Genomic DNA, 12,612 nt, shown 5'->3' with positions numbered 1-12,612 from the left:
ATGACGGGGTTCAGGACGGGGTTCAGGACGGGGCTCAAGACGGGGTTCAGGACGGGGTACAGGATGGGGTTCACATGCAGGTTCTTCCTCCGGGGACGGCCCCGTGGCCGCCCACCGGAAGGGCCCGGCCGCACGTGGTCGAGCTGAGGCTGTCCGCCTTCGCCGGGCACCGCGGCACGGTCCTTCCGCTCGGCCCGCTGACCTTCGTCACGGGACCCAGCGGCAGCGGCAAGTCCAGCGCCCTGCGCGCGTACGAGGCCCTCGCGCGGCTCGGCGCGGGCGCCGAACTGGTCGACGTCTTCGACGACCCCGCGGCCTGCGTACCGGAGCGCGCCCGCGCCGACACGCAGCGGCGGCGCGGATTCCGCATAGGCTGCTCGGTCGACGGCCCCGCGGGCACCGTCCGCCTCGACCTCGCAGTCCAGGCCGAACCCGAACTCCGCGTCGTGGGCGAGCGGCTGACCCGCGGCGGCCTCGTCCTCCTGGAGACCGCGCTGCGTGATCCGGGGCGGCCGGTGGTCCAGGCGGCCTGGCACACCGCGGGCACCGCGCCCGTGACGCGGGCCCCGATGCCCGACGACCGGCTCGGCACCGCGCTCGTACCGCTGCGCGTGGCGGGCTCCACCGAGGGGCAGCGCCTGGTGCTCGCCGCCGCCGAGCAGGTCGTGGTCGCTCTCCGCTCGGCGTTCACCTGCGACCCGCGGCCCGGCCGGATGCGCGCCCCGGTGCCCGCGGGACTCATCGGCGGCGGCCGTCTCCTCGGCGGCTGCGACAACCTCGCCGAGGTGCTGTGGCGCACCCGGGCCGAGTGCGCCGTGCGCCACGGGTTGCTCGTCTCGGCGGCGCGCGCCGGCTTCGCGGGGCCGGTCGTCGACGTCGTGGCCGAGGAAGCGGAGGACGGGGCGGTCGCCGCCTTCGTGGACCGCGGGGACGGCGTACGCACCCCGCTCGCGCGCCTCGGCGACGGCGAGCTGCGGTACCTGGCCCTGGCGCTGGTCCTGCTCACAGGCCCCGGAGTGCTCGCCGTCGACCCGGCGGCCGAGGTGCCGGAGGCCTGCCAGACCCTCACGGTCCTCGCCGACGGCTTCGACCACCGCCTGGACGCACGGCAGGTCCGCGCGCTCGGCGAACTGGCGGCGCGTACCTGCGCACGCGGCCACATCCGCCTGGTCGGGGCGGTACGGGACGGTGCGGCGGCGGCCCGCGTCACCGACGCCTCGGTGGTAGACCTTGAGCCGTGACAGAGGAACGTGATGCAGAGCGGGACGCGAAGCGGGCTGTAGAGGGTGAGGGGCAGGGCGTTGTCCGGGGTGGTGTGCGGCGGGACGCGCGGCGAGACCTGGATGCGCGGCGAGACCTGGCGGGGCTTCAGCGGAGGCTGGCCGAGTTCGCCGCGGCCCGCGACTGGGGGCGCTACCACACCCCGAAGAACCTGGCCGCCGCGCTGAGCGTGGAGGCGTCGGAACTGGTCGAGATCTTCCAGTGGTTGACGCCGGAGGAGTCGGAGCGCGTGATGGCGAACCCGGACTCGGCGCACCGGGTGACGGACGAGGTCGCCGATGTCCTCGCCTATCTGCTCCAGTTCTGCGAGGTCCTGGGGATCGACCCGCTCGCCGCGCTCGACGCGAAGATCGACAGGAACGAGCGGCGGTTTCCGGCGCCGGGAGCCTGAAAGCGCCCCTCACCCGGTGCCGTTCCCCCGACGTTCGTCACTCTCCGGAGTTGTGGACTTGTCTAAACCGACGTGGTTGTCCACAGATTTCCGGTCGCCCCTGGCTTTTCGCCCGGATGAGTATCACTCTGGGTAGTGGATGCGGGAGTTCGGGCGGACGTGCGGCGAATGCGTGCGGGATGGATGGGGGGTGGCTCATGAACGCGATGCGGCTCATCGAGGCGAACCGGCGTGCCCTCGCGCTGTGCGAGGACCCGGCCGAAGTGGTCGCGGAGGTCTGGCAGTCGCAGGCCCTCGCGCAGGCGATCGGCAGCCGCCTCGCGGTCGCGGGGCCTCCGGAGCTGCGGGGCGAGGCGCTGGGCCTGAGTGAGGTCGGCGGCAGGGCCTGCACCGTGCTCGACGCCCCGCGCCTGGGCACCGAGGACATACGGGCGGCGCGGTTGTCGGAGACCGGCGACGCCCAGGAGGTCCTGGTCGCGCTCGACGGGCTCTTCGGGGAGGTCGGCATCGCGCTCGTCGGGGTAGCCATGGGCGCCGCCGAGGAGGGGGTCTACTGGCAGTGCATGGAGGCGATCGACGCCGCCGACGAGTCCAGGGACCGGGTCCTTGAGATGCTGCGCAGACTCGCGGTGCGGGAGCAGCGCCTGCCGGAGGCCGACTCGGCGGCGGGGCCGGCATGAGGCCGGCGTGGAAACGGCCCCGGAGGTGGCCCCGACCGGGACGGGGACAGGCGCGGGCCGTCGTGCCGACGGATTTTCACCCGACCGGGGCGGCGGACGCCCGGCGGGAACGGCGGGGCCAAGGGGCGTGCGAGCGTGCAGGATGGAGCCATGGATCTTCGAATCTTCACGGAACCCCAGCAAGGGGCGACCTACGACACCCTGCTCACCGTCGCCAAGGCCACCGAGGACCTCGGCTTCGACGCCTTCTTCCGCTCCGACCACTATCTCCGCATGGGGTCGTCCGACGGCCTGCCGGGCCCCACGGACGCGTGGATCACGCTGGCCGGGCTGGCGCGGGAGACCAAGCGGATCCGGCTGGGCACGCTGATGACGGCGGGCACGTTCCGGCTGCCCGGCGTCCTGGCGATCCAGGTGGCGCAGGTCGACCAGATGTCGGGCGGCCGGGTCGAACTGGGGCTGGGAGCAGGCTGGTTCGAGGAGGAGCACCGGGCGTACGGCATTCCCTACCCCAAGGAGAAGTTCGCCCGCCTGGAGGAGCAGCTCGAAATCGTCACCGGTCTGTGGGCGACGGAGGAGGGCAGGACCTTCTCTTTCGAGGGAAAGCACTACCAGCTCACCGACTCCCCGGCCCTGCCCAAGCCCACGCAGAGCAAGGTGCCGGTCCTGATCGGCGGGCACGGGGCTCAGCGCACCCCACGCCTCGCCGCGCGGTACGCGGACGAGTTCAACATCCCCTTCGCCTCACTGGAGGACAGCGAGCGGCAGTTCGGACGGGTCCGCGCGGCGGCGGAGGAAGCCGGGCGCAGGGGCGGCGACCTGGTGTACTCCAGTGCGCTGGTCGCCTGCGTCGGCAAGGACGACGCCGAGGTGGCCAGGCGGGCGGCGGTGATCGGCCGCGAGGTGGACGAGCTGAAGGCCAACGGCCTGGCCGGTTCGCCCGCGGAGGTCGTCGACAAGATCGGGCGGTACGAGGCGATCGGCGCGAGCCGCATCTACCTCCAGTGCCTCGACCTCGCCGATCTGGACCACCTGGAGCTCATCTCCTCGCAGGTGCAGTCGCAGCTGTCCTAGAACGGGCATGCCCGGCCATGCCCGGCCACAGACGTGGCCGCCGGACGCACCCCTCCGGCGCCCGGCGGCCACTTGCCGGACCACGCGGTGCGACGCCGCTCGGGGCGCTTCCGCCGGTGGTGCGCCGCCGGGTGTCAGCGGACGGCGGCTCGGGCGAGGACCTGTTCCGTCTCGGAGGGGAAGAAGCCGGTGATCCCCAGCATCAGGTGCAGGGCAGTGGTCACGCGCGGGGGCAGCGGCTGCGCGATGCCCGCGGGGGCGAGGGCGGCGCCGGACGGTTCGGTGCGTGCCGTGTCGAGCTCGTCCCTGGCCCGCTGGGCCTCACCGTTGCGTATGTGGACCAGCGCCCTCCGTACGCTGCTGGACGCGTGCTCCGAGACACGCAGGAGCGCGACGATGGCCGAAGCCGCCGGGTCGGAGGCGGGATCGGAGGCCGTGGAGGGCTTGGTGGGCGTGGTGGGCGTGGCGTTCGTGGGCCCGGGGGGCGCGCACTCCCGGGCCGCCAGACGGAGATGACTGCTCGCCTTGTCCAGGATCTTGACGATCGCGCACAACCGCCCTGTGTCGAACGGCGTCATACGATCACTCCTCTGCGATCCGATGCCGATGCCGGTGCCGCGCGCGGGAAGACGCGCGAGAGCAGGACTGACAACAGGCGTATCACCGTCGTGCGCCCTGCCTGAACGTCATACGGGGAGCGCACACGGTGCGCAGAGAGGGCAGGGGCCCGACACATCTCCCGCGCTTTCCGCCGGGGGGCGCACGCCCCACGCGGGGGCCCGCGTGGGGTCATGGGGGCCTCACGTGGGGCGTAGACGGGTAGGGGGAAATTCCAGGGTGTGCCCGTGGTGATCGCTGTACGTTGAAGAGGCGTGCCTCCGTGATCACCGGAAGCGCGCACTTCCACTGCCGCGGTTCATCGGCGCCCGGCCCGGAGGCACTCGCGTGCACCGCGCCGGGACGCCCGCTGCGCACCGCGGCTCAGACCCCGTTTCGAGGCCCACTCACCGTGTTCCTTACCGTCACCACCACCGGCACCCCCGAACGCCCCGCGACCGACCTCGGGTTCCTGCTGCACAAGCACCCCGACAACGCGCAGGCGTTCTCCACCTCCTATGGCACCGCGCACGTCCTCTACCCCGAGGCGACCGCCGAGCGCTGTACGGCCGCGCTGCTTCTCGAGGTCGATCCCCTCGCGCTCGTGCGGCGCGGCAGGGCGAAGGGCAAGGGACAGGGCGGGGCACCCGACGCGGCCCTCGCGCAGTACGTGAACGACCGGCCCTACGCGGCGTCCTCGCTCCTGGCCGTAGCGCTGACCACGGTGTTCTCCAGCGCGATGCGTGACGTGTGCAAGGCGCGGCCCGAGCTCGCGGGGCAGCCGCTGCCGCTGAGCGTGGAGGTGCCCGCGCTGCCCGCGCGAGGCGGTGCCGCGCTGGTGCGGAGCCTCTTCGAGCCGCTGGGCTGGTCGGTGTCGGTGGAGCCCGTTCCGCTGGACGTGCGGTTCCCGGAGTGGGGCGACTCGCGGTACGTCCGTCTCGTACTCGACGTGCCGGACGGGAAGCTGACCCTGGGCGAGGCCCTTCGGCACCTGTATGTGCTGCTGCCCGTCCTCGACGACGCCAAGCACTACTGGGTCTCGGCGGACGAGGTGGACAAGCTGCTGCGGGCCGGCGAGGGCTGGCTCGCGGACCACCCGGAGCAGGACCTCATCACCAGCCGCTACCTCTCGCGGCGCTGGTCCCTGACCCGTGCGGCGAAGGCCCGGCTCGAACTGGTGCGGCTCGCCGACACCGACGACTCGGACATCGACGAGATCGACAACGCCGTCGACGAGGAGAGCGACACGGAGGAGGCCCCGGTGCCGCTCGCCGTGCGGCGCCGCGAGGCGATCCTCGCCGCGCTGGCCGAGTCCGGGGCCTGCCGCGTCCTCGATCTGGGCTGCGGGCAGGGCCAGTTGGTGCAGGCGCTGCTCAAGGACGTCCGGTACACCGAAGTCGTCGGGGTCGACGTGTCGATGCGCGCGCTGACCGTCGCCTCGCGGCGGCTGAAGCTGGACCGCATGGGCGAGCGCCAGGCCGAGCGGGTCAAGCTGCTCCAGGGTTCGCTCGCGTATACCGACAAGCGGCTGAAGGGGTACGACGCGGCGGTGCTCAGCGAGGTCATCGAGCACCTGGACGTGGAGCGCCTGCCGGCCCTGGAGTACGCGGTGTTCGGCTCCGCGCGGCCCCGCACGGTCCTGGTGACGACGCCGAACGTCGAGTACAACGTCCGCTGGGAGACCCTCCCCGCAGGCCACAGCCGCCACGGCGACCACCGCTTCGAGTGGACCCGCGAGGAGTTCCGCGCCTGGGCGACCGAGGTCGCCGGACGGCACGGGTACGGGGTGGAGTTCGCCCCCGTCGGCGACGACGACCCCGAGGTGGGCCCGCCGACCCAGATGGCGGTCTTCACGCAGACCGAAGGGGCACGGAACGGCAAGGACGAGCGCGCGAAGGGAGCGAACGCGGCATGACGAACCACAACGACCCCCAGCCCATCGCCTCCGGCACGCCGGGACCCCGGGCAACCATTCCGCCCTCCGGCACCCCCGAACCCCCGGCCCCCACCCCCGCCGGCCGTCTCCTCCCCGTCACCGATCTCTCCCTCGTCGTGCTCGTCGGGGCCACCGGGTCCGGGAAGTCCAGCTTCGCGCGGCGGCACTTCAAGGGGACCGAGGTCATATCCAGTGACTTCTGCCGTGGGCTCGTCGCCGATGACGAGAACGATCAGAGCGCCAGCGGCGACGCCTTCGACGTGCTGCACTACATCGCGGGCAAGCGGCTCGCCGCCGGGCGCCGTACGGTCGTCGACGCGACCAACGTGCAGAGCGAGAGCCGCAAGCAGCTCGTCCAGCTCGCCAGGGAGTACGACGTCCTGCCGATCGCGATCGTGCTCGACGTGCCCGAAGAGGTCTGCGCGGCGCGCAACGCCGTGCGCGAGGACCGCGCCGGGCTGCCGCGCCGCGTCATCCAGCGCCACCAGCGCGAACTGCGCCGCTCCCTGCGGCACCTGGAGCGCGAGGGCTTCCGGAAGGTGCACGTGCTGCGCGGGGCCGAGGAGGTCGACCGTGCCTCGGTCGTCACCGAGAAGCGGTACAACGACCTCACTCACCTCACCGGCCCCTTCGACATCATCGGCGACATCCACGGCTGCGCCTCCGAGCTGGAGACCCTGCTCGGCAAGCTCGGTTACGTGGACGGCGCGCACCCGGAGGGCCGTACGGCCGTATTCGTCGGCGACCTCGTCGACCGCGGCCCGGACACCCCGGGCGTGCTGCGCCGCGTGATGGGCATGGTCGGCGCCGGCACCGCCCTGTGCGTGCCCGGGAACCACGAGAACAAGCTCAGCCGTTACCTCAAGGGCCGCAACGTCCAGCACACCCACGGCCTCGCCGAGACGATCGAGCAGCTCGACGCGGAGAGCGAGGAGTTCCGCGCGGGAGTGCGGGAGTTCGTGGACGGACTCGTCTCGCACTATGTCCTGGACGGCGGAAAGCTGGTCGTCTGCCACGCGGGCCTGCCCGAGAAGTATCACGGGCGCACGTCGGGCCGAGTGCGCTCGCACGCGCTCTACGGCGACACCACCGGCGAGACCGACGAGTTCGGCCTGCCCGTGCGCTACCCATGGGCGCAGGACTACCGCGGCCGTGCCGCCGTGGTCTATGGCCACACCCCGGTGCCCACCGCGTCCTGGCTGAACAACACCATCTGCCTGGACACCGGCGCGGTCTTCGGCGGCAGGCTGACCGCGCTGCGCTGGCCGGAGCGCGAGCTGGTCGACGTCCCCGCGGAGCGCGTCTGGTACGAGCCCGCCAAGCCGCTGCGCCCGGAGGCGCCGGGCGGCCACGACGGACGGCCGCTCGACCTCGCCGACGTGCGGGGCCGCCGCGTGGTGGAGACCCTGCCCCGCGCCCACGACTTCGTCCCGGAGGGGGAGACCCCGACCGGGATCCGCGTCAGCGTGCGCGAGGAGAACGCGGCGGCGGCCCTGGAGGTCATGAGCCGCTTCGCCGTGGACCCGCGCCTGCTGCCGTACCTGCCGCCGACCATGGCACCCACCCCCACCTCGCGGCGCGAGGGCTATCTGGAGCACCCGGCGGAGGCCTTCGCCTCGTATGCGCAGGACGGCGTCGGCCGTGTCGTGTGCGAGGAGAAGCACATGGGCTCGCGTGCGGTGGCCCTGGTCTGCCGGGACGCCGACGTGGCCCGCGAGCGCTTCGGCGTCGGGGGCACCCCGGCCGCGCCGGGCGGTGGCGAGGCTCCGACCGGCTCGCTCTACACCCGTACGGGCCGCCCGTTCTTCGGTGACCCCACCGTCACGGAGGAGATCCTGGCCCGGCTGCGCGCCGCCGTCACGGAGGCGGGCCTGTGGGAGGAGCTGGACACGGACTGGCTGCTGCTCGACGCCGAGCTGATGCCGTGGTCGCTGAAGGCATCGGGCCTGCTCCGCACCCAGTACGCGGCCGTGGGCGCCGCGTCGGGAGCCGTCTTCCCCGGCGCGTTGGCCGCCCTGGAGGCCGCGAAGGCGCGTGGCGTCGACGTGGGCGCGCTCCTCGCGAGGCAGCGGGAACGGGCAAGGGACGCCGCCGCGTTCACCGAGGCGTACCGGCGCTACTGCTGGCCGACCGAGGGCCTGGAGGGCGTGCGCCTCGCGCCGTTCCAGATCCTCGCCGTCAGGGGCCGCAGCCTCGCCGCGCTCCCGCACGACGAACAGCTCGCCCTGATCGACCGCATGGTCGAGCACGACGGCACCGGTCTGCTCCAGACCACCCGCCGCCTCTACGTCGACACCGGCGACGAGGCGTCGGTCGGCGCAGGCATCGACTGGTGGCTGGAGATGACCAGCCGCGGCGGTGAGGGCATGGTCGTCAAGCCGGTCGCGGCCCTGGTCAGGAACGGCGAGGGACGTCTGGTGCAGCCAGGCGTCAAGTGCCGTGGCCGCGAGTACCTGCGGATCATCTACGGCCCGGAGTACACGCGTCCGCGGAACCTGGAGAAGCTGCGCGAGCGCTTCCTCGGCCACAAGCGCTCGCTCGCCACGAGGGAGTACGCGCTCGGCCTCGAAGCCCTGGACCGCCTGGCCGAGGGCGAGCCGCTGTGGCGCGTCCACGAGGCGGTGTTCGCGGTCCTGGCCCTGGAGTCGGAGCCGGTGGACCCGCGGCTCTGAGACGGGCCGCGGCTCCGGGCCACCGACCGCATCGCCCGGAGCCGCCACGAGGTCGAGGTAGCGCATTGACTGCGCGCCGGCCGTCCTGCCGGGGAAAGATGGACCCCATGGGATTCCATGTCGACTCCGAGGCCGGGCGGCTGCGCCGCGTCATACTGCACCGCCCCGATCTGGAGCTCAAGCGTCTGACGCCGAGCAACAAGGAAGCACTCCTCTTCGACGACGTCCTGTGGGTGCGCAGGGCCCGCCAGGAGCACGACGGGTTCGCGGACGTCCTGCGCGACCGGGGCGTCGCCGTGCACCTCTTCGGCGATCTGCTCAGCGAGACCCTGGACGTGCCCGCGGCCCGCGCGCTGGTCCTCGACCGGGTCTTCGACGAGAAGGAGTACGGCCCACTGGCCACGGACCACCTCCGGGCCGTGTTCGAGACGATGCCGTCGGCCGAGCTCGTCGAGGCGCTGGTCGGCGGGATGACGAAGCGTGAGTTCCTGGAGCTGCACGCCGAACCGACGTCCGTGCGCTTCCACTGCATGGACCTGGACGACTTCCTGCTCGGCCCGCTGCCCAACCACCTCTTCACACGCGACACGTCGGCCTGGATCTACGACGGCGTCTCCATCAACGCGATGCGGTGGCCCGCCCGGCAGCGCGAGACCGTGCACTTCGAGGCGATCTACCGGCACCATCCGCTCTTCCGCGACGACGACTTCAACGTCTGGTCGCAGGGTCAGGCGGACTACCCCTCGACCATCGAGGGCGGTGACGTCCTGGTGATCGGCAGGGGCGCGGTGCTCATCGGCATGAGCGAGCGCACCACTCCGCAGGCGGTCGAGATGCTGGCGCACAAGCTCTTCGCGGCGGGCTCGGCCCAGACGATCGTGGCGCTCGACATGCCGAAGCGGCGGGCGTTCATGCACCTCGACACGGTCATGACGATGGTCGACGGCGACACCTTCACGCAGTACGCGGGCCTCGGCATGCTCCGCTCCTACACCATCGAGCCGGGCGTCGGCGACCGGGAGCTGAAGGTCACCGACCACCCGCCGGAGCACATGCACCGGGCGATCGCGGCGGCGCTCGGCCTGGACTCGATCCGCGTCCTCACGGCCACCCAGGACGTGCACGCCGCCGAGCGCGAGCAGTGGGACGACGGCTGCAACGTCCTGGCGGTGGAGCCGGGGGTCGTGGTCGCGTACGAGAGGAACGCGACGACCAACACGTTCCTGCGCAAGCAGGGCATCGAGGTGATCGAGATCCTGGGCAGTGAGCTGGGACGCGGCCGGGGCGGCCCGCGGTGCATGAGCTGTCCGGTCGAGCGGGACGCGGTGCCGGGGGCCTAGCTCCGCCTGGTCCCGCCTGGTCCTGGCGGCTCTTTGGCCAGGCAGCAGTGCCGAGCCGCCCCTCGGCACACCTCATGCATAGAATTGTCGTTGATCGTATATAGTTCCAATGGTTCCCATACTTCGATCGATGGTTTCACCGTCCACGTATCCGCACCTAGGAGCGCCACCATGGCCACCCACCTCTCCGGCCGCCACTTCCTCAAGGAGCTGGACTTCACCGCCGACGAGTTCCGTGGCCTGGTCGCCCTCGCCGCCGAGCTGAAGGCGGCGAAGCGGGCGGGGACGGAGGTGCGGCGTCTGACCGGCAAGAACATCGCGCTGATCTTCGAGAAGAGCTCGACCAGGACGCGCTGCGCCTTCGAGGTCGCCGCCGCCGACCAGGGTGCGTCGACGACGTACATCGACCAGTCCGGCTCGCACATAGGGAACAAGGAGTCCGCCAAGGACACCGCCCGGGTGCTCGGCCGGATGTTCGACGCGATCGAGTTCCGCGGGGACGCCCAGGACACCGTCGAGACGCTCGCCGCCCACGCGGGCGTGCCCGTCTACAACGGGCTGACCGACGTCTGGCACCCCACCCAGATGCTCGCCGACATCCTGACGGTGACCGAGCACACGGCGAAGCCGCTCACCGACGTCTCGTTCGCCTACCTGGGCGACGCCCGGATGAACATGGGCAACTCCTACCTGATCACCGGCGCCCTGCTCGGCATGGACATCCGGATCGTGGCACCCCGCGCCTACTGGCCGTCCGAGGAGACCATCGCGGCGGCCCGCGAGCTCGCCGAGGCCGGCGGGGCGCGCGTCACGCTCACCGAGGCGGTCGACGAGGGGGTCAGGGGCGCCGACTTCGTCGCCACCGACGTCTGGGTCTCCATGGGGGAGCCCAAGGAGGTCTGGGAGGAGCGCATCACCGCTCTCGCGCCCTACGCCGTGACGATGGACGTGCTGCGCGCCACCGGCAACGCGGACGTGAAGTTCCTGCACTGCCTGCCGGCCTTCCACGACCTGGGCACCGAGGTCAGCCGCGAGATGCACGACAGGTTCGGGACCACCTCCCTGGAGGTCACCGACGAGGTCTTCGAGTCGCCGTACTCGGTCGTCTTCGACGAGGCGGAGAACCGTCTGCACACGATCAAGGCGGTACTGGTCGCCACGCTCGCCTGAGCGGCGCGGTCCCTCTCAGTCCCGGGACGGCAGCCTGAACCACACCGCCTTGCCGGAATCCGTGGCGCGGTGGCCGCAGGAGGAGCTGAGGGTACGGATCAGGAGGAGGCCGCGGCCGTGTTCCTGCCAGGGGTCCGGCGGGCCCGGGGGGCAGGGCGAGGTGAGGTCGCCGGGCGGCAGCGGGCTCGAGTCGCGCACCTCGACCTGGCAGCCGGTCGGCAGGAGCTCGATGACCAGCTCTATCGGGTCCTTGCCGTCGGTGTGCTCGACGGCGTTGGCGACCAGCTCGGCGGTGAGCAGCTCCGCGGTGTCGGTGTCGGCGGGCGACTCGATCTCGGTGAGCGCCGTACGGACCAGGGCGCGCGCGACCGGCACGGCTGCCGTGGTGTGCGGCAGCTCGATGCGCCAGGAGGCGGGGGAGGGTGGCTCGTACAAGGCGGGTCCGTTCCGGGCAGCAGGCGGTCCTGCTTTCAACCGTACGAATCTTAAGCGCTATGTCGACAGTGACCACGGTCGGGCACCCATGGGGCCATAGGGCCCAGGCGGACGCGGCGTTATCGCGTGGTCGTGACGACAGTCACCGTTCGGTGATAACTTCGTGGGGCAGCGAGCTTCAGCCCCCAGGCCGAGGAGGCCGCACCTCATGAGTCCCTTCACCGGCTCCGCGACCCGTACCCCCGACTGGCGCCACCTGCGCCTCGCCGTCGACGACGGGGTCGCCACGGTCACCCTCGACCGTCCCGACCGGCTCAACGCGCTCACCTTCGGCGCCTACGCCGACCTGCGCGATCTGCTCGCCGAGCTCACCCGCGACCGGTCCGTGCGCGCGCTCGTGCTCGGCGGCGAGGGGCGCGGCTTCTGCTCCGGCGGTGACGTCGACGAGATCATCGGCGCGACCCTCGCCATGGACACGGCCGAGCTGCTGGACTTCAACCGCATGACCGGGCAGGTCGTGCGGGCGATCAGGGAGTGCCCCTTCCCGGTCGTCGCCGGCGTGCACGGCGTGGCCGCCGGTGCCGGTGCCGTGCTCGCCCTCGCCGCCGACTTCCGCGTCGCGGACCCCTCGGCGAAGTTCTCCTTCCTGTTCACCCGGGTCGGTCTCTCCGGCGGCGACATGGGCGCCGCCTACCTGCTGCCCCGCGTCGTCGGCCTCGGCCACGCCACGCGCCTGCTCATGCTGGGCGAGCCGGTGCGCGCCCCCGAGGCCGAGCGGATCGGCCTGATCAGCGAGCTGACGGAGGAGGGCAAGGCCGCCGAGGCCGCGCAGGCCCTCGCGCGCCGCCTCGCCGACGGTCCCGCCCTCGCGTACGCCCAGACCAAGGCCCTGCTCACCGCCGAGCTCGACATGCCGCTCGCCGCCTCCGTGGAGCTGGACGCGGCCACCCAGGCGCTGCTCATGAACGGCGAGGACTACGCGGAGTTCCACGCCTCGTTCACCGAGAAGCGCCCCCCGAAGTGGCAGGGCCGATGA

General features: G+C 72.2%; 11 protein-coding genes. 9 read left to right on the top strand and 2 right to left on the bottom strand.

Features of this window, described 5'->3' with window-relative positions; all coding sequences use genetic code 11:
* The first annotated feature begins 74 nt into the window (after positions 1-74).
* The 4 genes from ACZ6JY_RS08135 (at position 75) to ACZ6JY_RS08120 (ending at position 3,426) form a co-directional block, all read left to right on the top strand.
* Complete coding sequence (locus ACZ6JY_RS08135; protein WP_469193440.1) at positions 75-1,241, top strand: AAA family ATPase; 1,167 nt, start codon at positions 75-77, stop codon at positions 1,239-1,241.
* A gap of 98 nt (positions 1,242-1,339) precedes the next feature.
* Complete coding sequence (locus ACZ6JY_RS08130; RefSeq protein WP_469193915.1) at positions 1,340-1,672, top strand: nucleotide pyrophosphohydrolase; 333 nt, start codon at positions 1,340-1,342, stop codon at positions 1,670-1,672.
* A gap of 197 nt (positions 1,673-1,869) precedes the next feature.
* Positions 1,870-2,352, top strand: coding sequence for a DUF6099 family protein (locus tag ACZ6JY_RS08125; RefSeq protein WP_469193438.1), 483 nt, complete (start codon positions 1,870-1,872; stop codon positions 2,350-2,352).
* 150 nt (positions 2,353-2,502) lie between these two features.
* Entirely contained in the window at positions 2,503-3,426 is a 924-nt protein-coding gene (locus tag ACZ6JY_RS08120; RefSeq protein ID WP_469193436.1) for an LLM class F420-dependent oxidoreductase, read from the top strand.
* Positions 3,427-3,560: 134 nt separating this feature from the next.
* On the opposite strand, the gene ACZ6JY_RS08115 is transcribed toward ACZ6JY_RS08120, so the two are convergent.
* Positions 3,561-4,004, bottom strand: coding sequence for a hypothetical protein (locus ACZ6JY_RS08115; protein WP_469193434.1), 444 nt, complete (start codon positions 4,002-4,004; stop codon positions 3,561-3,563).
* 431 nt (positions 4,005-4,435) lie between these two features.
* Between ACZ6JY_RS08115 and ACZ6JY_RS08110 the strand changes: the two genes are divergently transcribed.
* The 4 genes from ACZ6JY_RS08110 to argF all read left to right on the top strand — a co-directional run bounded on the left by ACZ6JY_RS08110 (position 4,436) and on the right by argF (position 11,141).
* Positions 4,436-5,938 carry a 3' terminal RNA ribose 2'-O-methyltransferase Hen1 gene (locus ACZ6JY_RS08110; RefSeq protein ID WP_469193433.1) on the top strand — a complete coding sequence of 501 codons (1,503 nt, stop codon included), beginning with the start codon at positions 4,436-4,438 and terminating at the stop codon, positions 5,936-5,938.
* Complete coding sequence (locus tag ACZ6JY_RS08105) at positions 5,935-8,631, top strand: polynucleotide kinase-phosphatase (protein ID WP_469193431.1); 2,697 nt, start codon at positions 5,935-5,937, stop codon at positions 8,629-8,631. Before ACZ6JY_RS08110 ends, ACZ6JY_RS08105 begins: the two co-directional genes overlap by 4 nt.
* Positions 8,632-8,738: 107 nt before the next feature.
* Complete coding sequence (locus ACZ6JY_RS08100) at positions 8,739-9,971, top strand: arginine deiminase (protein WP_469193429.1); 1,233 nt, start codon at positions 8,739-8,741, stop codon at positions 9,969-9,971.
* Positions 9,972-10,142: 171 nt separating this feature from the next.
* Positions 10,143-11,141 (top strand): ornithine carbamoyltransferase, encoded by a 999-nt coding sequence (gene argF / locus ACZ6JY_RS08095; RefSeq protein ID WP_469193427.1) that lies wholly within the window; start codon positions 10,143-10,145, stop codon positions 11,139-11,141.
* Positions 11,142-11,156: 15 nt separating this feature from the next.
* Here the strand turns inward: argF and ACZ6JY_RS08090 are convergent, their stop codons facing one another.
* Positions 11,157-11,576: an ATP-binding protein gene (locus ACZ6JY_RS08090; protein ID WP_469193425.1), complete on the bottom strand. Its 420-nt coding sequence runs from the start codon at positions 11,574-11,576 to the stop codon at positions 11,157-11,159.
* 208 nt (positions 11,577-11,784) lie between these two features.
* On the opposite strand from ACZ6JY_RS08090, the gene ACZ6JY_RS08085 reads away from it, so the two are divergent.
* Positions 11,785-12,612 (top strand): enoyl-CoA hydratase family protein, encoded by an 828-nt coding sequence (locus ACZ6JY_RS08085; RefSeq protein WP_469193423.1) that lies wholly within the window; start codon positions 11,785-11,787, stop codon positions 12,610-12,612.

The organism is Streptomyces sp. NPDC046335 (assembly GCF_055587985.1).
Note: the sequence above shows the minus strand (reverse complement) of the source record. Positions and strands in the feature narration are given on the sequence as shown.